Raw genomic sequence first — 26,945 nt, forward strand, 5'->3', positions numbered from 1 at the left:
AAACTCCTGACCTCGGAACTCGACAAGATTTCCCCTGAAAGGGTTGCGTCATTGACGTCCTACGATTTCATTCTCGAAGCCCTATTTGGCGCAGCTTCATATTAAAACGGTATCAGGTTGAATACCCCTGTAGCAACATCAAATAAGTTGAGAGAGGGGGCAGGTGAAGCCTGCCCCCTCTCTCAATTCATAAACAACTAACATCCTACAACTCTACAACTGAGTAGCGATCGCTTTCGCAACTCCCTAACGCATATTCTGCTTACGTTCTTTCTTCGGATCGCGCGTTTCAGCGGCTGCAATTTCTGCATCCAAAAGTGTACGACCCGTAGCGGCCAGGTACACGTCATCCAGGCTAGGACGTGATTGGGAAATACCAAACGTCGGTAAACCAGCTTCTTTTAGTGCTTGTTGAATGGTGAGCAATGCATCACTTTGAGTATCAACAACCAGATTCAAAGAGTTGCCCTGAGCTTCATTAATAATGACTTCCTGCACAAACGGGAAGCCTTGCAGCATCGACTTGGCGGACTCTGCTTCATCAGGTTGTGTGAACTCGCGCAGGCGTAGAGTGATGCGATCGCCCCCCACCTGATCTTTCAGCTCCGAAGGCGTCCCCGATGCAATCACCGTACCCTTATCAATAATTGCGACTCGATCCGCCAGAGCATCCACTTCTTCTAAATAGTGGCTAGTAATGAGAACCGTTGTCCCCGCCGCTCGCAGTTGCCGTAAGAAAGACCAAATGGCTGAACGGCTCTCAATGTCCAGGCCCACAGTGGGTTCATCTAAGACCAGCACATCCGGTTGGTGTAGCAGTCCAGCTGCCAAATCTAGACGCTTGCGAATACCACCGGAGTAAGTGCCTGTCTTCTTATCAGCCCAATCCTTCAACCCCAGTAGTTCGGTAACTTGTGCAATGCGATTTTTCGCAGCGGCAGCAGGCAAATGATAGAGAGCCGCCTGAAGTTGCAGCAGTTCTCGCCCGGTCAAAACTTTGTCGAGGGCAACTTCCTGGGCCACATAGCCGAGCCGTTGACGGGCTAGCCGGGGATTTTCTAAAACAGAATCGCCGGAAACCTCAATACGCCCAGAATCCGGAGTCGCCAGAGTGCAAAGACAACGTAGCGTCGTCGTTTTGCCTGCACCATTGGGTCCCAGTAAACCAAAGATTTCCCCCGCTGCAATTTGCAAGGAGACGTCTTTGACGGCTTCTACCGAGCCGTAGCGTTTCTGCAAATTTTCAATTAACACCGCAGGCGTCATCACACTCTCCCTCAGCGAAATCCAAAGGTTCACCGTTTTCCATTGTATAGCTCTCAAGCTTGAAGCATATTTTTCGTACAACTCGCCAGCAATTCTCATTTTGAAATCAGACCCGAAAACTGCGCGCCAAAGGCGCGCAGTTTTCGGGCCTCAAAGCCAAGAGTTCACGCCCGTAGGGCGTGAACTCTTGGCTTTGAGGCCCATACTGAGAATTGTTGACAACTCCCATGTAGTGCGAGTTGTACGAAAAATATGCGTGAAACCGCGATTCTACGGCCTGAAACCCCTGTGGTAGGGATGTTGCATGTAACATTCCTACCACAGGGGTTTCACGTGTTTTTTGTAATGACGATGGTAAAACACCGGGTGTCTGGGTTAACAAAAAAATGCCCTGAAGGTTTTGCCTTCAGGGCATTCGTTATTGAGCCATGATTAACAAATCAGGATGAGCAATTAGCTCAGAGCATTGATTGCGTAGTCAATGTAGGAGTTGGCTTCTACAGCAGCGTCGCCAGACAGACCGTGGTTAGCTTTGATGTGCTTCAGAGCTTCAACGTACCAGCTGGGGGAGAGGTCGAAGGTCTTGTTGATTTCAGACAGACCTGCGATCAGGTAGTCATCCATGGGGCCGGTGCCACCCACAACGAGGCAGTAGGTCACCATGCGCACATAGTAGCCGATGTCACGAACGCACTTGTCCTTACCACGCTGGTCAGCGGCGTAGTTAGCGCCCTGCATTTGGGTGGTGTAGGGGAACTTCTGGTAAACCGCATTAGCAGCACCTTGAGCCAGGCTATCAGCCTTCTCGGTCAGGGTGCGAGCAGCTTGCAAGCCAGCGCCAGCTTGACGCAGACGACCGAAAGCAACTTGCAGTTCGGTGGAGCTGAGGAAACGGCCTTGAGAATCAGCAGCGGCGATCGCTTCGGTCAACGGGGTCTTCATTGTTGAGATATCTCCCTAAGTTGCAATGCAAAAAGTTAGTTGAAATGAGGTCTGGAACAAATTCCAGAGACCGGATTTACTAAAACGCTGGATTAAGCAACAGCAGAAGCAGCGCGATCGAAGTAGCTGGAGAGCTCAGACATCAGGTTGCTGCAATCACCTTGGGTGATGTTGTTGCGGTCGTTAGCGATCGCGATAGCAGCTTCCTTCATTTTCTGAACGCCAGTAGCCACAGAACCACCGGGAACGCCCAGAGCTAAGTAGGTCTCACGCAGACCGTTCAGGCAGCGATCGTCCAGAACGCTAGCATCACCTGCGAACATTGCGTAGGTTACATAGCGCAGGATGATTTCCATGTCGCGGAGGCAAGCAGCCATGCGACGGTTGGTGTAAGCGTTACCGCCAGGAGCGATCAGCTGGGGCTGTTCAGCAAACAGAGAACGAGCTGCGTTAGCAACGATGGTGGAAGCGTTGCCGGTGATGCGGTTAACCACGTCCAAGCGCTTGGTGCCATCAGCAACCATGCCGCTCAGAGCATCCAGTTGAGAAGTGCTCAGGTAAGCACCCCGTGAATCTGCTTGAGAAACAACCTTAGCGAAGGCGTCCAACATAAACTCAATCTCCTAATCTGTTTGGTTGAGTATGGCTTAATTCAAACTGATATTTCAGTCGTTCTTTTCGTAGAGCCGCAAGCAGTTCTACATTTTAAGGGAGCCATCACTGCCATCACTTGCGTTCGGATTCTCCGATACTGCAATGCTCTGAACAGAATCTCCGATGATTTATGAGAATGACCTCATCAATCTGAGAACCCTACCGCCCGTTACCGATTTCGTGGCCCGGTTGGTTGATGGTGTCTTGGAGGGCTTCCAACATCTGTTTATATACTGGGGAGGAGGGGAAGATCTATTACAAATTGTGTATTCAAGCGCTTTTGTTACAAAACTCAATATCTCTATCAGGATAAGGCGCTGAAATGACCGAAAACAGTAATTTTTATAGGCATAAATGCTCAATCTCTGAAGATAAAAATTTAAGCGAATTGAACTCCCTCTGCATAACTTCATAAAGTTCTGTGACTTTAGGAATAGATTGCGATCTCATCCCTTTTTGCAATCGATCAGGTAGCCCCGATCGCACTCAAGCGTTAGGCTCAGGAAAGTAAGGTGAACGTTACATTTCCCTTAACACAAGAAAATAATTTTCATACAGGTGTAGATGATGGCCATAGCAACAACGGCTCAACAAGTTGATTCAATTTTGCTGCGGGCCTTGCAGGGAGAAGATTTGACGGAAGCCGATGGGGTTGTGTTGCTCGCTCAGCGAGATGCAGGAGCGATCGCTGCCATTCGCGATGCCGCCGATCGCCTGCGCCAGCACCAGGTGGGCGATACCGTTACCTACATCATCAACCGCAACATCAACTACACCAACATTTGCGAACAGCATTGCAGCTTTTGTGCCTTTCGCCGCGATGCTGACCAGTCGGGAGCCTACTGGTTGGGTGAAGAAGTCATTTTGGAAAAAGCTGCCGATGCCGTTCGCCAAGGCGCGACCGAGATTTGTATGCAGGGTGGCCTGAACCCCGAAGCGAAAATCGACGGGAAAGCGTTGCCCTACTATGTGCAACTGGTTCACCTGATTAAAGAAACCTTTCCCACCATCCATCTGCACGCCTTTTCTCCTCAGGAGGTTCAATTTATCGCACGGCAGGATGGACTGACCTATGCCGAGGTGATCGCAGCACTACAAGCAGCCGGAGTCGGCTCGATGCCTGGTACCGCCGCCGAAGTGCTAGACGATCGCGTGCGTCAAATCCTCTGCCCTGAGAAAACCAACTCCGCCGAGTGGCTAGAAATTGTCGGCACCGCTCACCGCCTGGGAATGCCCAGCACCAGCACCATGCTGTCTGGCCACATCGAAACACCCGAGCAACAGATGGCACATTTTGGGAAATTGCGATCGCTCCAGCAAAGGGCTCACCAACACAACTACCCCGCCCGCATCACCGAATTCATCCTCCTCCCCTTCGTGGGTCAAGAAGCCCCCAAACCTTTACGAAAAAGAGTTGGTCGCGACCAACCCAGCCTTTCCGACAACTTGCTACTCACCGCCGTTGCCCGCCTCTTCTTAGGAAACTGGATTCCCAACCATCAGCCCAGTTGGGTGAAATTAGGCTTAGATGGTGCAACCGAAGCCCTCACCTGGGGCTGCAACGACATCGGCGGCACCCTGATGGAAGAGCACATCACCTCCATGGCCGGAGCCCAAGGCGGCACCTGCCAAACAGAAGCAGATTTAGTCAAGGCCATTCACTCCCTCGGACGGCCTGCTCAGCAACGAGATACCCTGTACCAACCTGCCGCGAGTGCAGTGGAGAGCGTAGCGATCGCCTCCTAAAAAGCTATAAAGCATCCCATCCAACGACCCAACCCCGGCCTGATCCAAACCTCACCGATGCGAAGCGGCCTAACACCACCCCTGCAAAACCTCCTTGTCTAGGGGGCCTGGGGGAGGGACGCCCGTCCCCCAGTCGGGAGGTTTGGAGGGCGACGCGCCTCCAAGCCAAGTCTTTGCAACGCGTCTACTATTCCGAAAAACTAGGACAGACGCATTGAGTGGATAAAGACACTCAATGCGTCAGCCCTGATTGAAAAACTTAGCTAAATCCCAAGGCTTCGTCCCTGGATCAACCGAAAGCCGCCAACAAAAGACATCATCGCCACAAAGAAAGTCCACAGACTAGTCGGACGAATGACCAATCCACCGCTGGCGATCGCCAACACCATCGCCAACCCGATACAAAACCACCCCATCGACTGCCCCGATCGCCCAAAGAACGTCAGGCTAATAATCCCGGCCATCATTGATAACACCGTTGCCGCTGCCGACAGAGGCCGCCACCAGTAACCCGCTGTCTGGGTGGTGAAAATGATGTTTTGTCCCAGGAAGTAGACCCCAACCACAACCAGGCCCAGACCAAACAGAAATCTCAGACCTCGCATAAAAACACCATGACACTTCCTTCTTAACGTGCCCTTACGGGCTGTAGGGTTAACCAAAACCTGACGATAGCCCTGAATCCGGATCAACTGCGGCCAGAGTTTAACCGTGCTCGGCCAGAAATAAACCGCTTTCTATGGAAACGCTTTGGGAAAGAGCATTTTCGGGAAAAAAGTGAAAAAGCTGCGATCGCCTTAAAACAAAGGTTTGAGGACAATCGGAAAATAAAAATCGAATTTTTTCAAAAAAACTAAGTCAAATTGAAAAAACGTGCACACACCCTGTGTTATGCTTGTTAAGCGCAAGAGGAAAGGCAACGGGGCGTAGCGCAGCTTGGTAGCGCACCACTTTGGGGTAGTGGGGGTCGTGGGTTCGAATCCCGCCGCTCCGATTCTAAAAACCCTCTAAAACGAAAAGGACGAGCCTAGGCTCGTCCTTTTCGTTTTAGAGGGTTTTCGCTTATGGACGTAGCAAGACCTTAATGCAGTTATCCTGCTTGTTCTTGAACATCTCAAAGGCAGGTTTGATATTGTCCAGCGACATCGTGTGGGTGAAGACGCGGGAAGGATCAACCTCGCCGTTGGCTACCCGATCCAGCAACATAGGGATGTAATTCTGCCCATGCATTTGTCCCATCCGGAACGTCAACCCTTTGTTAAAGGCTGCACCCAGAGGAATTTTGTCAATTAAGCCTGCGTAAACGCCCATAATCGACAGCACACCACCCTTGCGGCACGACAGCATCATCTGACGCAGAACGTGGGGGCGATCGGTTTCCAACCGCACGGCCTGCTTCGCCTTGTCATAGATTCCTTCTGGCCCCATACCGTGAGCTTCCAGGCCGACCGCATCAATACAGGCATCGGGGCCTCGGCCTCCCGTCATCTCCTTGAGCATTTCTCCCGCATCAACCTCTTCGTAATTGATGACTTCGGCTCCAGCAAACTCAGCCGCTTGCCTCAGTCGTTCGGGATAGCGATCGATGCCAATCACCTTCTCGGCTCCCAACATCTTGGCGCTGAGGAGGGCGAACTGACCTACAGGCCCACAGCCCCATACCGCCACAATTTGGCCAGGTTGGATGTCGCACATATCCGCGCCCATAAAGCCGGTGGGGAAAGCGTCGGAGATCGGTAGTGCCTGCTCATCGGTTAGCCCATCGGGTACTTTGAACGCGCCGTAATCAGCGAAGGGTACACGAATGTATTCTGCGAAGGATCCAGCGTAACCGCCAAAGGCGTGGGAGTAGCCGAAGATCCCCGAGGTGGCATGGCCGTAAATCGCTTCTTCCATCCAGCCATTCGGGTTGGAGTTGTCACAGAGAGAGAACCGCTTTGACTGGCAGTAGAAGCAGTTGCCACAGCCGATAATGGAGGAAACGACAACGCGATCGCCCACCTTCAGCTTCTTCACCCCAGAACCAATCTCAACCACTTCTCCCATAAACTCGTGACCGATGATGTCACCCGGCTTCATAGTGGGGACATAGCCGTCGTAAATGTGCAAATCAGAGCCGCAGATGGTCGTGGCGGTGACCTTCAAAATGGCATCACGAGGGTTGATGATCTTTGGGTCGGGTGCGGTTTCGACGCGCATATCAGTTGGCCCGTGCCAGCAGGCTGCCTTCATGGAAGAATCTCCTGTAGAAATGTTGGTGGGAATAAGAATCGAGGTAAGAAATTATTTGTGTCGCCCCTGGCAGGTGGGTTGCCCTTCGATCGTGGCAATTTCCCCAGCTTCCATCAGCATCTTGAAGCGGCGCAGTTCGTCGCCCATACGCTGCTCAGCTTCTTCGCCAAAGAGTTTGGCGATCGCTGCTGTAATGGATCCTCCGGGTGGGCTGTACTCCAGCACCAACTTGACTTCAGTGCCCTGATTCATCGGTGCAGACTGAAAGCGAACAAACCCAGAATTTTGAATGTCAGAATCTTCTACAGAAGCCCAAACAATCAGCTCATTGGGGCGATCGACTACAATTTCCGCTTCCCACGTAACACCATTCTTGATAGGAGTACTGGTCACCCAACGGGAGCGGGTTTCGCTGAGAACATCAATGCGCTCAACGTGATACATGAAGGTGGGCAAGTTTTCGAGGTTCCGCCAATAGCTGTAGAGTTCCTCGGGAGTTTTCCCAAAGACGGTGACGGATTTTTCGACACGTACCTGATTGCTCAAGCCTGTGGTTTCAGCGATGCGATCGCCCAGACTCTTGTCTCCGGTGGCTCCATGATAGGCTAGGCTGCCACCGGCGAGGGTCAAGAGTGCGCCTCGGAGGGAGCGATCGCGCAGTCCAGCCAGGGCTAATACTCCACCACCAATGAGCGATGCCCATTTTTCTACATCACCTTTTTCATGGGAGCCATTGGAGCGCTGCCCCCCAGGAATTTGCTCTTCCATAACTATCTCTTGTCCTGTTGTGAGAAGCCAGGAATAGCCTAATCTTTTGAACAATTAAAACTCGTCCGTCTAGAGTCTTAAAAGATTTGTTAATTACAGATATATCTCGCGACCAATGCTTTGAACACTGTGAACTTGTACGGGCAGTATGGGCAAGTTTTAAGAAGCGAACCCAACATTATTGATCCCTGCTTTGTTACTAATTCAAGCTGCTCTAAAGGCCTGAAACAACCATAAATGGGATAGTAGCTGTTGTTCCAGCAATCAGGGTCCAAATGGTGAAAGCTTCCACATCATAGTGATGATTGAGAGATACTTCAATTTGGACTAATGAAAAGGGAAAAACAATGAGAACCATTCCGAAGATAAACAACATTCCGAAATCAAGCATGGGTTAACTCCCGCTGGGTGAACGAAGGGACGAGGCTAAACTAAGCACATTGAGATGAAGCTGCTTGTAGGCTAAGTTACGGCTCACCAGTAGCTGACTTTAAGCGAGAACTGAAGCAAGGATAACCAGACTCACGAACCAAATCAGGGTGAAACTGAGTTTAAGAAGTTACTAAGAACCTGCAAGTTATTTTCGATATTAGAGATCGTTATCTAAGCTGCGCTCTATCATCTGAGACAACTCACTTAAAAAATGCTGATCCCAGAGTCTATCTAAAGGGATTTATTTTTGAGCTAATAGGATTATGAGCTGGCTTATATAGGCGTTTGAGAATTTTGAGACAGGCGATCGCCCTCCCTTGTGGAACTATGACAACAGGATACAAACTTGTATTATTCGAGAGCCTGGTTAAGTTTTTCTATGCTAAGGCGATTTCCAGTAATGAAATTACCCCCAGAATGTTGGTGCTTTGCCCGCGAAGCGGGCAAAGCACCAACATTCTGGGTAAATTCTTATGCAGAAACCTCCTTAAAAATATTCAGATCTTCAAACTAGTTTTAGAGGTTGTTTTTCCATCTGCTTCGTGCACAGAAAAACAACCTCTAAAACGGACCTCAGCCGTTGGAGTAGCAACGCAAATCTCGTGTCCGACTGGTGCTGAATCACTCCATAAATTGTGGAATCAACCCCTGTCGGTAATCTTCTACTTCTTCTAGCCAGATATCGAGATACGCTCTAATCTCTCCAATCCGATTTGAGTAGAATCTCTCGAATTCAGTGCAGTGAAGATTTTTTGTTGGAAGGCTTTTTCCATAGAGAAAGCCACGCTCGAAAAATTTAAGCTGTCGCTGATTAAAGCGATGCTTTGGAGAATAAATAAACTCTGATGCAAACTTGAACAGCAGTAAATGATAGTGTCGAGCCTTTTCATCATTTCCCATCGCAAATCCAAGCACAAACGCTTCATTATCATGATTGATGCTTAAATCCAAAAGGATATACAAACAATCTTGATTGCCCGGTGCAATCTCACCTGGAAATGTATAGGGGCCAATAGAATTTTCAAGGAAGTACATTCTATCTAAAACTCTGGATGAGTTTTTACTATCAGAATGTTGTAGTGCGTCCTGCAAAATCCAATTAAAACTCCAGAGCTGTCTTTCTAGGCTAGTAACCATCGGTACACTCCTACACAATCAATAAAGAGGGATACAGAGCTTGCATAAAAAGTCAGGGTGGAATTCTTTTTCAACAAGCTGGCTACTAGAATCTGGCTAGAACTCATTGCCAGAAATATCAATCTATAACTGCTAATAGGCAGTTTAAGTGCCAGCAAACCGCCTCCAACAAGTGCATAAATGCTGCTGGAGATTTTCAAGAAAGAATTGAGGGAACAACAAATTCTGTAGCGGAAATAGGAGCGATGCTTAGGGTGTCGATGCACTCGATAGGCTTATGGGAGACACCCTGTGGTTTGAAACCTCTGTGGTAGGGCTGTTCTGTCAATCCCAACCACAAGGGGTTCAATCCGAATTTCACAAAAAGAGAGAGCAAAGCTCTTGCTCCTGCTCTCTCTTTTTGTACTCACTCTCTAGCCATTAGAGATCAGCTAAGCGGTATATCTAAGTGACCTAGGCAGCAGTAGGAGCGCCTTCGTGACCCTTACCGTTCAGCGCTAGCATGATACGAGATACGCCACTGGCAGTCAGGCTAATACCTACCAGCGTGCCGATAACCCAGGGGGCATTAAGGGGCCAACCGGTTCCAATCATGACACCCAGTACCAGGGTGACAATGCCATTGAACAGAACCCATCCCCAGTTGGGACGTGAGCGCAACTGATACGCCAATACCAGCTCCGAGATCCCTTCAACAAAGAAGAAGCTAGCCAGCAGTAGGGTGAGGGTGGCAATACCTTGCAGCGGTTGGGCCACTAACATAACCCCAGCAACCAGATAGAGCACGGAGAGCAAAAACTTCATTACGAAGCCGCCCTGTTCACGGGATTGGAAGGCGTAAACGAATTTCACCAGACTGGTACCGATGAGAAGCCAACCAATCCAGAAGGTAAAGGCCAAAGATGCGGCGAAGGGGAGGGTGATGGCAGCAAATCCTGAAACAACCATCAACACACCCAAAATGATGGAGCCTGTTGTGCTTTTTACAATGGGTTGCGACGATTTTTGAACAGAGGACTGGGCATTGTCCTGGGCTTCTGATGGAGCCATATCTTGCATCATGGGGCTGTCCTGCGTCATGGATAATAATCTCCAGTTTTTCCAGCTTTACGATGGGGGTTACGACTACAGCGTAGGTTCCAACACCGCCATAATTGCAGAATCTATAGGGGAGTTCTGTAGGCATCGAAAGGCAGAGTTTCAAGGGCTTCTAGGTCGTATTGCTTTGGGCGGAGTTGTGAGCGATCGCCCATTTTACCCGTTCTATTTAAGTTGAGCTGGCCTGATATGTTCCTAATAGGTATAGTGTGTAAAATGCGCCATATTTACTAACAGCAAAAGACCCTCTTGAAATAAAAAGAACTTACGCACTCTTATTGTGTGTAAGTCCTCATAAGCAGGGTCTTGCAAGTGGTTATAGCTTTTTCGATTTGTGAGGGATGAAGGAGAATTGTGGAGCACTGCTCTGCAACCCTCTCCCATCGTCACAAGTCGGAGGTGAGACTAAAAACGAGAAGAACTACTGAATCCATCCGCCTGACTTAATTTCTGGTATTACTGTCGTGTCATAACCAGCTTCGACAGTCCACCAGGAGCCTTGATTGCTGTGGGGCAGGCTAATGCGGTAGGTCGGAACTGGAACTGAATAATCCAACGTTTGCCCAGGAAAAATATGTCCAGCTTCTACATCTTCAACGGTGATGGTTTTAAGCTGGTCAGGATCAACGCTGTGAAACTGCTGGTCTTCCATAGGGCGATCGCCTTAAAAGAGGTTTTCGAGGAGAGTCGAATGTATCTAAATCTACTCACAAGATGAGAGAGATTCCAGAAAAACAGGGTCACAGTCCATCAGGCGCTTTCTATTAGTCTCAACAAAAAAGGGGACGTTCCACAGAACGCCCCCCCAAAAAGCTGCTAACCTTTGGCTTTTAGCCCACCAGCGACTTCACCGTTTTCATAATGCCAACGGGGTCAAGCCCCTGAGCGGGGAACTGTTCCCACAGACCACCTGCGCCCTCTTCGTGGGTGCCCAGGTACTTGTACTTGGGTGCATAACCCCGTTCCAACAGCCAGGAACCGAAGCGGCTACCCAGTCCAGTCTTCCGGTTGAAGGCTTCCACCACCAGAACAAAGGGAGCTTTGCCGATCTTCGCCATCGCATCCTCATCCACCACATTGAGGGTGGCTTTGTTAATCAGACCGACATCAATACCTTCCTGCTTCAGCCGTTCAACCGCATCCAGAGCGCGGTACACCGAATCGCCTACCGCAACAATGTAACCTGCGGTGCCTTCCCGAACCACCTCATCCTTGCCAGGAACAAAGGTGTAATTCTCCCCATACAGCTCCTTACCGTTGCTGTCGAGCAGAATCGGTGTCTTGGAGCGGGTGGAGAAGATGAAGCGCAGGCCAGGCTGCGAGAAGACCGTGTTGACACAGGCGGTCATCTGATTAGCATCAGCAGGGAAGTACAGTTTGGTGTCGTAGCCGTCATCCAGACCGTTGTCGGCAAAGAAGTTGTTAATACCGAAGTGGCAGGTGTTATCTGCCATATCGTCGATGCCAGAGTGGGAGAAGTGGCATAGCAGGTTGGAGTAATTCAACCGGGCCATGGTGATCTCAGAAATACACATTTCCAAGAAGGCGGCGAAGGTCGCGAAAATGCCCTGCTTGCCTTTCTGCATCCCGAAACCAGCGGCTGCCGAGAGGTTACCCCGCTCCATAATGCCGGAGGGGATGAATACTTCGGGGTGTGCATCGTGGATCTTCTTCAGACCACAGGAACCTTCCAGGTCGCTATCAACCACCAGAACGTTAGCCTTGCGCTCTTCCTCGCTCATCTTGCCAAGGATGCCGACGACCGCATCACCAAACACGTTACGGTTGGAATCCCACTTATCGCTGATACCCAGGAACTTGTAGTCATTCTTGGGTGCTTGAATATTCTTCAGATACTCAACTGCAGCGGTGTGGCCCTTCTGTTCTAGATATTGAAGTGCCAGCTTCACCGAGATGACGTCGTGACCGTGGTTCGAGCCTTCTAAGCCCTCGATACCCGGGCACATGGGGCGCTTACAAATAACGGCGATCGGGCCGGGAGTGTTTACGGCTTCGCAGATGGCGCCATAGAGGGCATCTACGTCCTCACCATCCACTTCCAGCACTTTCATGCCGTGGCCTTCCAGAGTCTTTCTAACGCTGTAGCCAGGAAGGTACTTAGAGGGGTGCCCTGCAATGGTTACGTCATTGTCGTCAATGATCAGCTTGATATTGATGTGTTGGGCAACAGCCAGCCGTGCAGCTTCAGAATCGTTCCCTTCTTGCTGAGAGCCGTCGGAACCCAGGCAGAATACCGTTTTGCCGGGGTTCGCTAGAGCAACGCCGTTGACGTAAGGCCACATGTGACCCAGACGACCCGAGCTAAACTCTACACCGGGGGTCAGTCCCAATTCGGGGTGACCGGGTAGCTTAGAACCGGAGGTGCGGTACTGCATCAGTTGCTCGGCAGGCAGAGCGCCCCGCAGCGTTGCGATCAGATATTGGGTACCAACCCGGTGACCTGCTTCATCAAAGAAGGTAGGCACAAACTTATCGGGATTGCCCCGGAACAGCGCATCCAGGATCATGACTTCGGGCACAGTGTCGTAGGGACCGCCTGTGTGGCCACCGACGCCCCGTGCGGCTCCAGTAGCGGTGAAGAAGACGATCGCATCGCGGCACAACTGGATGTTGGCTTTGAGAGCGGCGCGCTGATCATCGGTGAGGGTTGTTTGGGATGCATCGAGGCCTATTTTGTTGTAGGCGCTCAGATCGATAGGAAAGCTCGTAGTCATAACTCAATTCCTGGAGGTTGGCAGCATTTTGGAACCCTAACACCAGAGGCAGATCCGTTGAATCTGACGGCGGGCGGAGATAGGTACGCACATGGATGAGCGTAGCCTGGCAAAACCCCTCATCCCTGTAGCCTGAAACACAGGAGAGAGGAAGGCATGGGACATTTAGTGAGGTCAGTTGAACTCTGAGTGCTCAACGGTTCCATCTTTGTGGACTCGCTCACTCAGTCTTCTTTTCTCACCAGAAAACTACCCAAAGCTTTGGAAGATTGATAGGTAGACATCCCCCTCATAAAATCTCCCCTTGTTCAGAATGAAGGGTGAGGTGCACTTGTGCAAGGGGTTAGCCGGAATTTATTACGATAAAAACACGCCCTCAAAGGGACGTGCCTCTATCGAAAATGAATTCTAGTTAAAACATACTAGTACGCTGAGGCGGAAATCCATCACCTATGTTTTTGTGTAGGGTGCTTCGCACCCTACACAAAAACATAGGTTGCGAACTTAGGCCACAGCCTACTAGACGCCGTGGAACTTGCGGAATGCGAGGGTCACGTTATGGCCACCAAAGCCGAAGGAGTTGGAGAGTACCACATCCATCACCGCAGAGCGGCTCTGGTTAGCGATGTAATCCAGATCGCAAGCGGGGTCAGGGTTGACGAGGTTAATGGTGGGGGGAACTTGATTGTGGGCGATCGCCATCACAGCCGCTACCCCTTCAATCCCACCAGAACCACCTAGCAGGTGCCCAGTCATCGACTTGGTAGAGCTAACAGGCACTTTATAAGCGTGCTCACCTAGAGCCGTCTTAATGGCTGCCGTCTCCGTGGAGTCATTGGCGGGAGTGCTGGTCCCGTGGGCGTTGATATAGGTTACATCTTCTGGTTTTACCTCGGCATCCTTCATGGCCAGTTGCATAGCGCGGGATGCTCCTTTGCCACCGGGTACGGGAGACGTGATGTGGTAGGCATCACAGGTCATACCGTAACCGATCACTTCAGCGTAGATGTGGGCACCCCGGCTGAGGGCGTGCTCCAGTTCTTCAAGAAGCAGAATACCAGCGCCTTCGCCCATAACAAAACCGTCCCGATCCTTATCGAAGGGGCGGCAGGCATGTTCGGGGTCATCGTTGCGGGTGGAGAGGGCACGAGCGGATGCGAAGCCGGCGAAGGACAGCGGTGTAATTGCCGCCTCAGCACCGCCGCAGATCATCGCCTGAGCGAAGCCCCGCTGCACCAACCGGAAGGCGTCACCAATGGCGTTTGAGCCAGCAGCACAAGCCGTTACTGTACAGTTGTTTGGCCCTTTGGCCCCAATATGGATTGCCGTTAGCCCAGCGGCCATATTGGCAATCATCATGGGCACCATGAAGGGACTACAACGACTGGGACCACGGGTGAGGTAGACCTCTTGTTGGTCTTCCATCACTTTCAGGCCGCCAATACCGGTGCCAATGACGATGCCTACCTGTTCTGCATTCAAATCATTGATTACAAAATTAGCGTCGGCCAGGGCTTGTTTGCTGGCAGCCACCGCAAACTGAGCAAAGCGATCCATCCGCTTGGCTTCTTTGCGATCCATATAGTCTTCGGGATTAAACCCTTTGACTTCTCCCGCAATCCGAGAATCGTGACGGGATGCATCAAACAGGGTAATGGGCCCAATGCCATTGCGTCCGGCCAGCAACCCTTCCCAATACTCAGCAAGGGTATTACCGATGGGAGTAATGGCTCCCATCCCCGTAACCACAACGCGCTTAAGTGCAGAATCAGAGGTCGTCATGACACCAGCTAGATAGAAAAATTCAACCCTTACGCACGACAGCTAAGATCGAGTAGACGCGTAACAAGGTGTAAGCAAAATCGTCACAAATTAACAACGAGAAGGCAGCCCAGTCTCAAGTACGGGTTCAGGAATGATTTGGCAAACCAGCCAACGGCCTGAGTGGAAACACTTGAGAGGGCTGCTGGAATGAATTAAACCGTTGCCTTCTGGTTGATGTAGTCAACTGCCGCCTGAACGGTAGCAATGTTTTCAGCAGCCTCATCAGGGATTTCGATGTCGAACTCCTCTTCCAGGGCCATAACCAATTCGACCGTATCCAAAGAGTCAGCTCCCAAGTCATTCGCAAAGCTGGACTCAGGGGTAACTTCGCTCTCGTCTACACTCAGTTGTTCAGATACAATTTTCTGAACTTTCTTCAAAATGTCTTCGCTCATAGCTGACTTTTACCTACTCGACTTGCAATCTAGATGATCAAGCAGTGACCAACGCCGACGAGGCTGGCGGCAAGATTTAACGAGTACCACCAAGCCAGCGTTTAGGCATTTCTTCATCTTACTCTGTCATGCCACGCTTTCGATCGGATTCCCTGATGTGACGGGGAGGGGCGATCGCCCCAAGTGCCCACTTCCTATCCACAATCGGTATTTCAGATCTTCAGGGCCTATAAAATCCCGCTATATCTGGTGTAAATTTTTTGAGGCTAGTGTGATTTGTACGCCACATTTAAGATTCTGGTCAGTAGGCAGTGGTTTAAACATAAGGCCGAAAAAGCTGTGCTGCCTACGAAGTAGGCAGCACAGCTTTTTCGGCCTTATGTTTAATTGCGTAAAGGGCTTACTGAATGTCGGCCAGGTTAATGCGCGGATCGACGAACTTCAACAGCAAATCAGCCAACAGGTTACCCACAATGAGCAGGACGGCTCCCATCATCAAGCTTGCCATAACCAGATAGAGATCTTGAGCCTGTACCGCCTGCAAAATTAAGCGACCCAAACCAGGCCAATTAAAGAAGGTTTCTGTAATAAAGGCACCGCTTAACAAACTGGCAAATTCAAACCCCAGCAAGGTGATGAGTGGGTTTACGGCATTTCGCAAGGCGTGAACATAAATCACACGGTTCTCAGGCAATCCCTTAGCTCGCGCGGTTTGAATATAGTCCTGACGCAGGACGTCGAGTAATTGCCCTCGGGTAATGCGCTGGAGCCCAGCAAATCCTGTGATGCTCAGCGCAATGATTGGAAAGATCATGTGCCAGGCAATATCTAATATTTTGCCGAGGGGGGTGAGGTCGGCGTAATCGATACTGGTCATGCCACCCACCGGAACCAGGGGTGAGAGAAGCTGGGCCAGAAACAGGAGCAACAAGCCGGTAATCAGGGTGGGAAAGCCCTGGCCGATGTAACTCAGTACTCGAAAGACACGATCAATTCGCTGATCCTGGCGAACGGCCCCGATGATTCCCAGGGGAATGGCGATCGCCCAGGTCACCACAATCGACGCTAAGGATAGCAGCAGTGTAGGAGGGATGCGCTCTGCCAGAAGCGACGAAACCGGGCGTTGAGAGTAAATAAAACTCACGCCAAAGTCGCCCCGGCTAATAATTTGCCAGAGCCAGATGAAATATTGTTGGATGATCGGCTTATCCAGGCCAAATTGCTGTTCGAAGGCAGCCAGGGTTTCTGGCGAAATGCGGGGGTCTTGCCGCAGCACATCCAGATAGTTTCCAGGCGCCAATTGAATGATAAAAAAGCTAAGGGCTGAGGCCAGCAGGAGGGTGAGTGCTCCCTGAGCCAGCCGCTTCACAATATAGATGAAGACGTCGCTGCTAAAAAAGCCGAGGATCTGTGCCCCAACGTTTTGGAGCTTTTGCGATGAAGTGGAAGGAGTGGAGGTCATGGCAGGAGACAAGGCACGTTAATATTCCACCAGAGAAACCACGGGCACATCGGGCAGTTTTTCGCGGCCCTGAAGCCCTGTCAATTCAATAATGAACCCAAAGCCTAGCAATTCGCAGCCGGTTTGAGCGATCAGTTGGGCGGTGGCGGCAGCTGTGCCCCCCGTTGCAATCACATCATCCACAATCAGCACGCGGGCGGGAGGTGTTGCGGCATCTTGATGGATCTCCAAGCGATCGCTGCCATACTCCAGGGCATATTCGACGGAATGGACGGCGGCGGGCAGTTTACCAGGCTTTCGTACAGGGATGAACCCCGCATTGAGGCGGTAGGCCAGAGGTGTTCCGAAAATAAAGCCGCGTGACTCCATCCCCACAACATAATCAACCTGCTTATCCTCAAAGTGCTCGGCTAGGGTGTCGATGGTGTAGCGCAACCCTTCGGCATCCCGCAGCAGGGTTGTGATGTCTCGAAACATAATGCCTGGTTTAGGGAAGTCAGGGATGTCGCGAATCAGGGATTTTAGGTCCATAAAAGATTTTTGTGGATTGGGGGAGAAGGCTGGGAATGGCGTGTGAGTGGCTACCGTCTGCTCAATTTTTAAGTGTTGGGTACCCAACACTTAAAAATCAAATTTCAGAATTTTTGAAAAGGCCGAAGACCTTCCAAAAATTTATAGACCGTCAGGTGTGGAGTGGGATATGTCTGTTGAGCTGCATACCCAACTCCGCACCCCAGCCTTGAACCGGTATGTCGTTGCTGCTGCCATTAAATCATGCCCTTGTTCTTGTCTGCTTGACGCTGTCACCGGGATACAAGAGGCTATGCGTCTCTGTCCTATATATCTCTCGTAACCCACGAAAGTGGAAGCGCCTCTTTTTGTGTACATGAGTGCACAAAAAGAGGCGCTTTCATGGATTGTGAAGTTCTATAGGTTAGCTATTTAGATTCTTCTTCTAGTCCCGAAAAGTTGTTGAACCAGCCACGTTTGTGGAAGTACATGATCAGGCCTCCGGCGATCGCCAACATAATGGCCCAACATAAGGGGTAGCCGAAGTACCAGTTCAGTTCCGGCATATTGAAGGGGGAGACTTCGGGATTGAAGTTCATCCCGTAGACCCCAGCAACGAAGGTCAGGGGGATAAAAATACTTGAGATGACCGTTAGCAGCTTCATCACCTCATTCATCCGATTGCTAACGGAGGAGAGGTACACATCCATTAAACTGGAGGCGATTTCTCGGTAAGTCTCAACCATATCAAGCACCTGTACCGTGTGGTCGTAGCAATCCCGTAGATAAAGCCGCACATCTTCGCTGATGAGCGAACTACCGTCTCGAATCAGGGAGTTAATTGCATCCCGTTGTGGCCAGATAGCCCGCCGCAGAGCCAGGAGTTCCCGTTTGGTGTTGTGAACTTTGGCCAGAGTCTGAGGCGTGGGGTTAACAACGACCTCATCCTCCAATTCCTCTAAAATTTCTCCATAGGTTTCCAATACCGGAAAGAAGCCATCAATCAAAGCATCAATCAAGGCATAGGCCAGAAAATCAGCTCCTTTCTTGCGAATGTTACCCTTGCTCAAGCGAATCCGATCTTGCACCGGGCCGAAGCAGTCGTACTCTGGTTCTTCCTGTACTGTTAGCAAATAGCTGCGGCCCAGGATGAAACTGACCTGCTCACTCACAAACCCTCGCCCAGAGTCCTTCAAGGTCACCATTCGTGCAATCAGGAGTAATTGATCGGGATACTCCTCCACCTTCGGTCGTTGGGGCACATTCACCACGTCCTCCAACACGAGCGGGTGGAGCGAAAATACCTTGCCTAACCGTTGCAAAATATCCTCGTTGCCCAAACCCTTGACGTCGACCCAAGAGACAGACTCCGAGTCGAGAAATGGGATTGCTTCTTCGGGGGTTTCCAGCATGCGCCGAATGGCGGTGTGCTCTCCGTAGTCAATTAACGTGATGACCGGGGGTGGGGCGTCGGCCTCAATGGTGAGGGTTCCCGGTACTGCGCCTGGTTCGTTATAGGCAAAATCGAATAGGGAATCTTCGTCGGTATCGTCTGCCTCCAAGGTGGCGGGGGAAGACTTCGGGCGTACCAGGGTTTGCCCCCAGCGGCCAAAGGATCGGCTTGGCTTGGCGGACATAAAATTTAGGCCAATTGAATGTTTCCGTTATTGTATCCAGACTTATAATGCCCCCGCCATGACGACAAAGGGCCAGTGCTCCATACGCGCTCTTTTCTAGCTCAGGCTTTACGCATTCTTGTGATGGGCGAAGCACACCATAAGAATCGTAGGGCCTATGGCTATAAGGCTCGCTGTTCCCCTTCATCACGACCCATCGGTTTGAACCTGACCTCACAGTTCTACATCTAGTGGGCCTGCGTAAGTCCTGAGGGAATTTGTGGGCGATCGATAGGGATAACGGTGTTGCAGGAAGAGGGTTGCTTGCTGTGTGTCCAGCGGGGGGCTAAATAAGAAACCTTGCATTTCCTGGCAGTAAAGCGATCGCAACTGTTCCTGCTGAGCTATTGTTTCGACCCCTTCTGCGACAACATTAAGGTTGAGACCACGGCCCAGAGTAATGATGGCTTCGATAATGGCGATCGCCTGTGATGAATGCTCCAGGTCTCGAATAAAAGAGCGATCGATTTTCAAGCTATTGAGGGGAAACTCTCGCAGGTAGTACATCGATGAGTAGCCCGTACCAAAGTCATCCAACGCGATGCGAATGCCCATCTCCCGCAACAGGTGCAGCAGCACTCGGGCCACTTGCACATCTTTCATGAAAGCCGTTTCAGTAATTTCCAGTTCTAGATGCTGCGGTGAAAGGCCACTCTGTTGCAGAATGTGGGCGATTTGCTCCACAAGATTGGGCTGCTGAAACTGGTGAGCTGAAAGGTTAACGGCCATGCGTAAATCCGACATGCCCATGTCATGCCACTGTTTGATCTGGGCACAGGCGGTTTGTAACACCCACTCTCCAATGGGCACAATCAGTCCGTTTTCTTCAGCAAGGGGAATGAACTTTTGAGGAGACAGTAAGCCCAGTTCCGGATGCTGCCAACGAACCAATGCCTCAATTTGAGTAATTTGGCCCGTTTCCAGGTTGAGTTGGGGTTGGTAATACAGCACCAACTCATGACGCTCCAGCGCCCGGTGCAAACTGTTATCCAGGGTCAACCGTTCAGAGGCCCGAGAGTTGAGGGCAGCGGTGTAGAACTGGTAATTGTTGCGCCCCTGCTCCTTGGCTCGATACAGGGCCACATCAGCATTTTTCAATAGGGTGTCAGCATCCTCGCCATCCTGAGGGTAAATGGCGATGCCTATGCTACAGGTAATATGCAGGTCGTGATTATCCAGACGAAAGACGGGCTTCAGGACGCGGGAAATTCGCTGGGCCACCTTCGCGGCATCTTCAGGAGTCTTTAAACTCGGCAGTAATAAGGTAAATTCGTCACCTCCCCAGCGGGCAATGATGTCTTCATCTCGCAGGCATTGGGTTAGGCGCTGGGTCGTGAGCTTGAGTAACTGATCTCCCACCGCATGCCCCAGCGTGTCGTTGATAGTCTTAAAGCGATCCAGATCCAGAAACATCACCCCAAAGGTTTCGTTATTGCGCCGGGAGTGGGCTAAGCCAATGTCCAGGTGATGATCATAAAACGCCCGGTTGGGTAGCCCGGTCAACGCGTCATGGAACGCTTGGTATCGCATTTGGGCTTCTGTATGCTGGCGTTGAATGGCACCACCAATGCTGGCAGCGATCGCCACCAACATAGACTCCTCACTGGCTGTCCACCACCGCTCGGTATGGCACTCATCAAACCCGATGTAACCCCAAAGCGAGTTATTCACGAAGATAGGCACCATGATGATCGACCGGATATGGTCCCGGTTCAAGATTTCCTGTTCCGCTGCCGACATGAAGCGGGTAATGCCGATAACGGAGCGCCCCTGTAAAAATCGGTCATACCAGTGCGCCAGCCCCGCTTCCGAATAGGACAAGCTACACCAGTGGGGCAGCCCCAGAGCTGAAGGGACAGAGGGCTGGGTCCACTCATAGCGCAGGGTCATGGACACATCACCGTGGTCGGGATGGGGATGGTTTTCATAGATGTAAACCCGATCGACCCCCGCAGCCTGGCCTAAGATGCTGAGAGCTTGCTGAATCGCCTCTTCAAAGGCCGTATTGGTGAGCAAGTAGTGGGTTGCCTGAGCCACGCCCTGAAGCAAGTTATCGCGCTTAATCAGTTCTGTCTCGGCCTGTTTACGGCGGGTGATATTCTCGACCGTGCCTTCATATCCCAAGATGTTACCGGCTTCATCTTTTAAGGCTCGGGCGCATTCCGAAATCCAGATCACGCTGCCATCCTGGCGGTACACCTGGGATTCAAACCCCTGCACCATGCCCTGTTCTTCCATGATGCGTACAAATTCCTGGCGGCGATCGGGCACAACATAGAGCTGGTGGCTGATGTCGGTCAGGCTTTCCATCAGTTCTTCGGGAGAGTTGTACCCATAGATGTTCGCCAGCATCGGGTTAACGGTAATGTAATGACCTTCAACGGTGGATTGAAAGATGCCTTCAACCGCATTCTCGAAAATCCCCCGATATTTGGCCTCAGCTCGCTGTAGCCCTTCGACTGCTAGCTTTTGTTCCAGGGCGATCGCGGCCATCTGCTGCGCCATTTCCACCAGTTGAATTTCCGCTGCTGTCGGAGTATACGGCGTGTTGTGGTAACTGGAAATGGTGCCCAACACCTTGCCCTGAGAGCTGATAATGGGCATTGACCAGCACGCCTGTAACCCAACATTCAAGGGAAAATGTCGGCATTCCTTCCAGAGCGGATCTGTCGCGATATCGTGGCAAATAACCGTCTTCTTGCAAAACATCGCCGTGCCACAGGAGCCAGCCTCTGGGCCAATAGCTATGCCGTCGAGCAGCGCGACATAATCCAACGGCAGATTGAGGGAAGCTTTGTGGTGAAAGTGTAGCCCATCGGCATCCAATAGCGTGACGGCAACGGCGGTACCAGAATTTTGGCTCTGAATGGCTCGCAGAATCTCCGTCAGAGTTTCGGTGAGGGGGCGATCGCGCGCAATCATCTCCAATACGCGCTTTTGACCGCTGAGCAAGTCGCTAGCGGCCCGCCGCTCAGTAACATCTCTCGATACGGAAATGATTTCGGTGACGGTGCCTGTGGCCTCATCTCGTACGGCCCGGCTCAAGGTTTCTAACCAAAGGTAATCGCCGTTGTGATGGCGCACCCGATAGGTGTACGGGATGGTCTCGGCATCAATTTCCAGAATGGACAGAAAATGGCGTTTGACCTCAGCCTGATCATCGGGATGAACCAGGGAAAACATCGGTTGCCCGAGCAATACGTCAGCCGAGTACCCCAGCAGTGTGAGGCAGGCGGGGGAAACATAAAGGAGGTGGCTTTCTGTGCTGTGGCGTGAGATTACATCATTAGAATTTTCGGCAAGCAGACGGTAACGGGCTTCACTCTGACGGACAGCCGCGATCGCTCCCTGCCGCTCCAACGCCAGCGATAGGGCCGCCGCCCCAGCCCGGAGTAAATCTAACTCTGCCGGCTCCCAAAGCTTGGCTTCTACACAGTTATCAAAGCCGAGAAACCCAAAAAATTGGTCATTCACCAGCAATGGCAGGAGCAGAATGGCGAGAATGCCCTGCCCTTGAAAAACTTGCTGTTCATCTGTTGGAAATTCGCCAGGGAGACCGGTGTAAATCCGCCCACTGGCAAGCCTGGATTCTAGACGTGGGAGCTGGCTATAAGGCAATTCCCGTAAAGCTGGATTGCCAAGGTGAGGTTCAATGCCAGGGGCGCACCATTCCTGGGTCTGGGTCATGCAGCGCTGTCCCCGCCCATTGTAGTGATTTTCAAAGATGTAGACTCGGCTCGCGCTGGATACCTGCCCCAACAGGGCTAATGCCTGTGGATAAACCAGGGTGAGGTCTTCTGTCGCTAGCAATTGGTTTTGCAACGCTACCAACACACTCAGGTACTGCTGACGCTTGGCTAAGGCTTCCTCGGTGCGTTTTTGCTCGGTAATGTCTTCATAGGTACCCAGCACTCCTATGACGGTACCCGTTGCATCCCGGATGGGTACTTTGTCTACGTTCTGCCAGATTGTGCTGCCATCGGCCATTTGCTTTTGGCGCACTATGTTGAGTAACGGTTGATGGGTTTGAATAATCCAGCGATCGTTAGCCTGATAGCCTGTAGCCTGGTCCAGTTCCCATAGATCTTGATCCGTTTTACCAATGATCTCTTGGGGGTCTCCAAAACCGGCGCTAAGGGCAAAGGCACGGTTTGCTCCCTGATAGGCCAGGTTCGTGCCTTTCCAAAAAATGTGTTGGGGAATCGTATCCAGGATTAACCGCAGGAAAGCTTCTTTATCTTGAATGGCCCGCTCGGCCCGCTTGCGCTCAGTAATGTTGCGTACAGTGACGACAAAACTTTCTTCTCCATAAGGAGTCACACGGCCATCGAAGTAGCGAGTTTCTTCTTCGATTTTGAGTTGATACTCCAGCACCTGACTCTGCCCAGTAGCCCTGGCGATCTGCATAATGGTGCGGACCCCTTCCACCACATCGGCAGGTAAGATGTGATCCATCGTATGACCCACCAATTCCCCTGCAGGTAGGAGCAAGTCGTCCTCCCGTTCTGCCTGAGCATGCAGGTAAGTGCCCTGCTCATCAATCACAAACAACATTTCTGGAATTGCCTGGAGTAATTGACGAGCCTGAGTTTCACGCCTGAGCATGGCAGCTTCAGTTTGTTTGCGCTCGTTAATATCCTCAACCAGAGCAAAGATATAGAACAGAGTTCCATCTGCATCCCGAACGGCAAAGATGGTTAGTCGTCCCCAGATGCAGACACCATCTTTGCGAATAAAGCGTTTTTCCAGTTGGTATGAATCTCGAGTGCCGTTCAGCACCTCTTGATAGAGGGAGAAATCCGCGTCCAGGTCGTCGGGATGTGTGACAGTCGCAATGGGTAAGCACCGAGTTTCCTTGCTGGTATACCCGATCATCTGTTGATAAGCGCGGTTACACTCGCCCACCACTCCTGGAATGGCACTGCCGCATACCCCAATCACCGCGCCGTAAAATAAGCTGCGAAAGCGGGCTTCACTAGTGCGGAGGGCCTCCTCCGTCTGGCGTCGGTCGGTTGTGTCGGTAATGAACCCCTTTAAACCCGACACTTCCCCGCTACTGTCATAAACTCCGTACCCTTTCTCCCAGACCCAACGTTCACTGCCTGCTTTAGTCCGAATGCGATATTCCACAACATAGGGTTGGTCTTGAGCGATCGCCTCTCCAATGGATTGCAACACCTGAGGCAGATCATCCGGGTCGGTAATGGCATTGTAGCTGATAGTGCGGTCTGGGCCTGCCAGTTCCTCTGGAGTGTAGCCCGTGAGGGCGTAGCAGCCCTGGCTGAGATACTGCATAGTCCAGTCTGGATCTGCACTAGCCGCAAATACGATGCCCGGTAGCGAGTCAATCAGAGACATCAGTTGAGTTTGGCTGGCAGTTTGGCTTTCATAGGTTTGTTTGAGCCGCATAATCGGGCCTAGTTGAGCGGCGATCGCCGTCACCAAATCCACCAGGGCTGGATCCTCGGGGCGAGACTCAAACATAAAAAAGCAAAGAACGGCAACCACTGACTCAGCACGGTGATCAGATGAGGCAATGGCTGCTCTTGACGGCAATCTCTGACCTGCCAAAATCGGTACTGCCAACCCTGCTTTGATACCCAACCCCAACGCCGCCTGCAGCCGTAGAAATTCCTGAGGAGACTGCACCGAAACATCAGGAATCCATTCAGGTTGCTGCTGCTGCCAGACGCGCCCTGGCAATCCGCTGCCCCGCCTGGGACGGAACTCTCGCGTGATTGACCAGAACGCTTGCTCCTGGGGCGTCTCCTGGTTATGCCAGATGGCAGCACAGTAAAGGGTCTGTTCATCCTCGCTGGGCAACCAGGCCTCTCCAATACTCCAATCAGTTAATTCGCAGACTTGCTGCAAGACACTGTGGAGTGCCCCGTTAAAGTCTTCAGATTCTCCAATAGAAACTGTCAGGAGCCGCAAGAGTTGGGTCATTTCCAATGGGAATGACCGCTCAGGTTCACCCATAATTCACCTATGACGTTCAGCTTATAGAGATGAGTACACCGTTATGGTCCGCCCCCGACTTGGCGGAACGTAACGTTATATCTCAGCAGGAGTGCTTGTACTTTAGGGCGATCGTAAATAACACCGAAGGTTAGGTTACTCAATGGGCTGAACGTAACCTGCGGGGAACGGGGCTATTGCGGAATGGAATACTTCAGCCATCAGAACGCAGGTGCGTTAGACGAATCTTTCAAGATATATAAATAATTCCCAGATTAAAAAGGATATGAACCCTGATGGTTTACCGAAACCCATTGAGAGCAGTAGCATGCTAACTAAAGCTAATGTCCTAGATGCGTTCTCTCTCTGTTGTAACATTCAACACATTTGCGAGGATCATAGAAAATGTAAAGCTGTGTTTAAGTTATTAGTTCCTCGTAGATAAATTTGATAAAAACGAAATACTTCTCTGCGTCGATCAGTGGATGGAGTGGAAAAGATGCTCGTGTCCCTCCTACTACACGCGATCTAAAATTGGGATTTAAGGAACGTTGAAAGGCTGGAATATTGCTGTAGCTTTCAAGCATTTCTTTAGAGAGGAGTAGTTATAAAATTTCTTTGAAGCGTAAGTTTAGCCTATCCTTTCAAAACCCTTAGGACTGATGTAAGTCTCCTGGCCCATGTTTAGAGATGCTTGACTTTAGCTGCTTAGGATCACAAATAAAACAACCTGTCATTCCTGTTGTGGCAAAGAAACTACTCCCACAACAGGAATGACAGGTTATTAACCTCAGTTCGGGTTAAGGACGTTTTCGAATGCCGCGCGTTGCGCGGCATTCGAAAACGCTCATTTTGGCGTGCGCTTTGCGCACGCCAAAATGAGCACTTCAGCTTATCCCGAACTGAGGTTTATTAGATACACGAACCTGAGTGCTAGAGATTAGGATTGTGGGGCGATCGCTGTTGGCCCCAGATAGCGACATAGATGTGGGGAAAACACCTCGTAGATGATGGTGATGGGGCGTCCGTGGTGCCAGAACAGATAATGTCTGCCCCATAATGGCCCATCTTCTCCAAAAGCCTGGGCAAGTACGTCGTTATTGCCCAGATAAATTCCCTGGATATCCCGGTAGAGCTCAGTTCGCATTTTTGCGAGGTTAGCCCAAATCGGGAGTGAGCGATTTTGCAGGTAGTCATCCACGTGGCTGGCTTCCCACCAGGAGGTTGCGTAGGCGAGCCGTTGCCCAGATGCTGTTCGCAACCAAACCTGTCGGCGTAAACGCGGCCCTGGAATGACGCTTAACTGCTCGGGAGCATGGTCATTATCCATGCCAATTAACGACATATCGATGACATCGACTTCCGTGGGCTCTCCGGTTAGCAGTTGCAAGTGACGGGTGGGTGAGCCATCTCCAAGCAAAAGCATTTGCCACGCGGGTGCGAGTTGATCATGGGGTAAACCTCGCTGAACCCAAGACTCGCCCCCCTTCCAGAGGGGCGTCAGGGCATGCCAATCGAGGGCAGAGCGGTGATAGGGCTTTACAACAGAAGTCAATGCGTTACAAAACTTTAACGTCCTATAAGCATGATAGTATGCTCAGCGGGTTGTGGACAGGGGATCCGCATAAAGAGAGTGCGCGGGACTGACTTGTGATGTTAGATGCAGCAGACGAAAGCCGTCATGCTTAGCATTAAATGCGTTATACCCAAAAACATACTGCTAATCCATAAGCGGATCCCGTATCAGCAGTACACGAGTTTTCTGATGAAAAAGTTTGGAAAAAGGGGAGTAGGGCAGACTACTCCCTCACGAGACCTATTGGAAAACCACTGAGAATATAGTTCTTTTGTACTATCATGTCAAGCTCAAGGCTGGCGTAATTTTGTTGAGGTCCTGCAGGCTAGTACGCTGCGGCGGAAATCCATCACCTATGTTTTTGTGTAGGGTGCGAAGCACCCTACACAAAAACATAGTTTGCGAACTTAGGCCGCAGCCTACTAGTACTCGGCGGCATAAATAAGCCTATGGTTTAGAACGCCAGTAACTTACCCTTGAATGTCCATTGAAAGGGCTTTGCCATCGTTTGGTTGAAGTAGTCAATAAAGGAAA

The 26,945-nt window shown here is 51.1% G+C and carries 20 protein-coding genes and 1 tRNA gene; 3 read left to right on the forward strand and 18 right to left on the reverse strand.

Going from position 1 to position 26,945, the window contains the following annotated elements:
* Positions 1-246 precede the first annotated feature (246 nt).
* The 3 genes from NDI52_RS30785 to NDI52_RS30795 form a co-directional block, all read right to left on the reverse strand.
* Positions 247-1,266 carry an ATP-binding cassette domain-containing protein gene (locus NDI52_RS30785; protein ID WP_190773980.1) on the reverse strand — a complete coding sequence of 340 codons (1,020 nt, stop codon included), beginning with the start codon at positions 1,264-1,266 and terminating at the stop codon, positions 247-249.
* A gap of 453 nt (positions 1,267-1,719) precedes the next feature.
* Positions 1,720-2,208: a phycocyanin subunit alpha gene (gene cpcA, locus NDI52_RS30790; RefSeq protein WP_190773981.1), complete on the reverse strand. Its 489-nt coding sequence runs from the start codon at positions 2,206-2,208 to the stop codon at positions 1,720-1,722.
* A gap of 92 nt (positions 2,209-2,300) precedes the next feature.
* The gene (locus NDI52_RS30795) at positions 2,301-2,819 is read right to left on the reverse strand and encodes a phycocyanin subunit beta (RefSeq protein ID WP_190773982.1); all 519 of its coding nucleotides are present in this window, start codon (positions 2,817-2,819) and stop codon (positions 2,301-2,303) included.
* A 610-nt stretch (positions 2,820-3,429) separates the two neighbouring features.
* Here NDI52_RS30795 and cofH point away from each other — a divergent pair.
* Positions 3,430-4,608 carry a 7,8-didemethyl-8-hydroxy-5-deazariboflavin synthase subunit CofH gene (cofH, locus tag NDI52_RS30800; RefSeq protein ID WP_190773998.1) on the forward strand — a complete coding sequence of 393 codons (1,179 nt, stop codon included), beginning with the start codon at positions 3,430-3,432 and terminating at the stop codon, positions 4,606-4,608.
* Positions 4,609-4,871: 263 nt separating this feature from the next.
* On the opposite strand, the gene NDI52_RS30805 is transcribed toward cofH, so the two are convergent.
* Positions 4,872-5,213, reverse strand: coding sequence for a hypothetical protein (locus NDI52_RS30805; protein ID WP_190773983.1), 342 nt, complete (start codon positions 5,211-5,213; stop codon positions 4,872-4,874).
* A gap of 315 nt (positions 5,214-5,528) precedes the next feature.
* Between NDI52_RS30805 and NDI52_RS30810 the strand changes: the two genes are divergently transcribed.
* Positions 5,529-5,602: transfer RNA gene (locus NDI52_RS30810), tRNA-Pro, on the forward strand.
* Between the two features lie 68 nt (positions 5,603-5,670).
* Here NDI52_RS30810 and NDI52_RS30815 read toward each other — a convergent pair.
* From NDI52_RS30815 to NDI52_RS30835, 5 genes are all read right to left on the reverse strand, one after another.
* Positions 5,671-6,840 (reverse strand): zinc-dependent alcohol dehydrogenase, encoded by a 1,170-nt coding sequence (locus NDI52_RS30815; RefSeq protein ID WP_190773984.1) that lies wholly within the window; start codon positions 6,838-6,840, stop codon positions 5,671-5,673.
* Positions 6,841-6,891: 51 nt separating this feature from the next.
* Positions 6,892-7,608 (reverse strand): SRPBCC family protein, encoded by a 717-nt coding sequence (locus tag NDI52_RS30820; RefSeq protein WP_190773985.1) that lies wholly within the window; start codon positions 7,606-7,608, stop codon positions 6,892-6,894.
* Between the two features lie 214 nt (positions 7,609-7,822).
* Positions 7,823-7,999 carry a hypothetical protein gene (locus NDI52_RS30825; protein WP_190773986.1) on the reverse strand — a complete coding sequence of 59 codons (177 nt, stop codon included), beginning with the start codon at positions 7,997-7,999 and terminating at the stop codon, positions 7,823-7,825.
* A 662-nt stretch (positions 8,000-8,661) separates the two neighbouring features.
* A complete protein-coding gene (locus tag NDI52_RS30830) occupies positions 8,662-9,177 on the reverse strand; it encodes a hypothetical protein (protein WP_190773987.1) in 516 nt (171 codons plus the stop codon).
* Positions 9,178-9,630: 453 nt separating this feature from the next.
* Positions 9,631-10,257 carry an HdeD family acid-resistance protein gene (locus tag NDI52_RS30835; protein ID WP_199307649.1) on the reverse strand — a complete coding sequence of 209 codons (627 nt, stop codon included), beginning with the start codon at positions 10,255-10,257 and terminating at the stop codon, positions 9,631-9,633.
* Between NDI52_RS30835 and NDI52_RS30840 the strand changes: the two genes are divergently transcribed.
* The gene (locus NDI52_RS30840; RefSeq protein WP_190773988.1) at positions 10,256-10,453 is read left to right on the forward strand and encodes a hypothetical protein; all 198 of its coding nucleotides are present in this window, start codon (positions 10,256-10,258) and stop codon (positions 10,451-10,453) included. The two genes, NDI52_RS30835 and NDI52_RS30840, sit on opposite strands and share 2 nt — an antisense overlap.
* Positions 10,454-10,696: 243 nt before the next feature.
* Here NDI52_RS30840 and NDI52_RS30845 read toward each other — a convergent pair whose 3' ends face one another.
* From NDI52_RS30845 to NDI52_RS30885, 9 genes are all read right to left on the reverse strand, one after another.
* Complete coding sequence (locus NDI52_RS30845) at positions 10,697-10,927, reverse strand: hypothetical protein (protein WP_190773989.1); 231 nt, start codon at positions 10,925-10,927, stop codon at positions 10,697-10,699.
* A gap of 178 nt (positions 10,928-11,105) precedes the next feature.
* Positions 11,106-13,010 carry a transketolase C-terminal domain-containing protein gene (locus tag NDI52_RS30850; RefSeq protein WP_190773990.1) on the reverse strand — a complete coding sequence of 635 codons (1,905 nt, stop codon included), beginning with the start codon at positions 13,008-13,010 and terminating at the stop codon, positions 11,106-11,108.
* Positions 13,011-13,529: 519 nt separating this feature from the next.
* A complete protein-coding gene (gene fabF, locus NDI52_RS30855; RefSeq protein ID WP_190773991.1) occupies positions 13,530-14,792 on the reverse strand; it encodes a beta-ketoacyl-ACP synthase II in 1,263 nt (420 codons plus the stop codon).
* Between the two features lie 194 nt (positions 14,793-14,986).
* Complete coding sequence (acpP, locus tag NDI52_RS30860; RefSeq protein ID WP_190773992.1) at positions 14,987-15,229, reverse strand: acyl carrier protein; 243 nt, start codon at positions 15,227-15,229, stop codon at positions 14,987-14,989.
* Positions 15,230-15,629: 400 nt separating this feature from the next.
* Positions 15,630-16,691 carry an ABC transporter permease gene (locus NDI52_RS30865; protein ID WP_190773993.1) on the reverse strand — a complete coding sequence of 354 codons (1,062 nt, stop codon included), beginning with the start codon at positions 16,689-16,691 and terminating at the stop codon, positions 15,630-15,632.
* An 18-nt stretch (positions 16,692-16,709) separates the two neighbouring features.
* Complete coding sequence (locus NDI52_RS30870) at positions 16,710-17,222, reverse strand: adenine phosphoribosyltransferase (protein ID WP_190773994.1); 513 nt, start codon at positions 17,220-17,222, stop codon at positions 16,710-16,712.
* A 407-nt stretch (positions 17,223-17,629) separates the two neighbouring features.
* A complete protein-coding gene (gene corA, locus NDI52_RS30875; RefSeq protein WP_190773995.1) occupies positions 17,630-18,838 on the reverse strand; it encodes a magnesium/cobalt transporter CorA in 1,209 nt (402 codons plus the stop codon).
* A gap of 213 nt (positions 18,839-19,051) precedes the next feature.
* On the reverse strand, positions 19,052-24,856 hold the full coding sequence (locus tag NDI52_RS30880) for a PAS domain S-box protein (RefSeq protein ID WP_190773996.1): 5,805 nt from the start codon (positions 24,854-24,856) through the stop codon (positions 19,052-19,054).
* Positions 24,857-25,775: 919 nt separating this feature from the next.
* The gene (locus NDI52_RS30885) at positions 25,776-26,390 is read right to left on the reverse strand and encodes a chorismate lyase (protein WP_190773997.1); all 615 of its coding nucleotides are present in this window, start codon (positions 26,388-26,390) and stop codon (positions 25,776-25,778) included.
* Between the last annotated feature and the right edge of the window lie 555 nt (positions 26,391-26,945).

Origin of the sequence: Leptolyngbya sp. PL-A3, from assembly GCF_039962325.1 — a bacterium.
Lineage (GTDB): Bacteria > Cyanobacteriota > Cyanobacteriia > Elainellales > Elainellaceae > Vacuolonema.

Bases quoted from the DNA above. Each gene is read 5' to 3' on its own strand.
- NDI52_RS30785 (WP_190773980.1), bottom strand. From the start codon at position 1,266: ATGACGCCTGCGGTGTTAATTGAAAATTTGCAGAAACGCTACGGCTCG.
- cpcA (WP_190773981.1), bottom strand. From the start codon at position 2,208: ATGAAGACCCCGTTGACCGAAGCGATCGCCGCTGCTGATTCTCAAGGC.
- NDI52_RS30795 (WP_190773982.1), bottom strand. From the start codon at position 2,819: ATGTTGGACGCCTTCGCTAAGGTTGTTTCTCAAGCAGATTCACGGGGT.
- cofH (WP_190773998.1), top strand. From the start codon at position 3,430: ATGGCCATAGCAACAACGGCTCAACAAGTTGATTCAATTTTGCTGCGG.
- NDI52_RS30805 (WP_190773983.1), bottom strand. From the start codon at position 5,213: ATGCGAGGTCTGAGATTTCTGTTTGGTCTGGGCCTGGTTGTGGTTGGG.
- NDI52_RS30815 (WP_190773984.1), bottom strand. From the start codon at position 6,840: ATGAAGGCAGCCTGCTGGCACGGGCCAACTGATATGCGCGTCGAAACC.
- NDI52_RS30820 (WP_190773985.1), bottom strand. From the start codon at position 7,608: ATGGAAGAGCAAATTCCTGGGGGGCAGCGCTCCAATGGCTCCCATGAA.
- NDI52_RS30825 (WP_190773986.1), bottom strand. From the start codon at position 7,999: ATGCTTGATTTCGGAATGTTGTTTATCTTCGGAATGGTTCTCATTGTT.
- NDI52_RS30830 (WP_190773987.1), bottom strand. From the start codon at position 9,177: ATGGTTACTAGCCTAGAAAGACAGCTCTGGAGTTTTAATTGGATTTTG.
- NDI52_RS30840 (WP_190773988.1), top strand. From the start codon at position 10,256: ATGGATAATAATCTCCAGTTTTTCCAGCTTTACGATGGGGGTTACGAC.
- NDI52_RS30835 (WP_199307649.1), bottom strand. From the start codon at position 10,257: ATGACGCAGGACAGCCCCATGATGCAAGATATGGCTCCATCAGAAGCC.
- NDI52_RS30845 (WP_190773989.1), bottom strand. From the start codon at position 10,927: ATGGAAGACCAGCAGTTTCACAGCGTTGATCCTGACCAGCTTAAAACC.
- NDI52_RS30850 (WP_190773990.1), bottom strand. From the start codon at position 13,010: ATGACTACGAGCTTTCCTATCGATCTGAGCGCCTACAACAAAATAGGC.
- fabF (WP_190773991.1), bottom strand. From the start codon at position 14,792: ATGACGACCTCTGATTCTGCACTTAAGCGCGTTGTGGTTACGGGGATG.
- acpP (WP_190773992.1), bottom strand. From the start codon at position 15,229: ATGAGCGAAGACATTTTGAAGAAAGTTCAGAAAATTGTATCTGAACAA.
- NDI52_RS30865 (WP_190773993.1), bottom strand. From the start codon at position 16,691: ATGACCTCCACTCCTTCCACTTCATCGCAAAAGCTCCAAAACGTTGGG.
- NDI52_RS30870 (WP_190773994.1), bottom strand. From the start codon at position 17,222: ATGGACCTAAAATCCCTGATTCGCGACATCCCTGACTTCCCTAAACCA.
- corA (WP_190773995.1), bottom strand. From the start codon at position 18,838: ATGTCCGCCAAGCCAAGCCGATCCTTTGGCCGCTGGGGGCAAACCCTG.
- NDI52_RS30880 (WP_190773996.1), bottom strand. From the start codon at position 24,856: ATGGGTGAACCTGAGCGGTCATTCCCATTGGAAATGACCCAACTCTTG.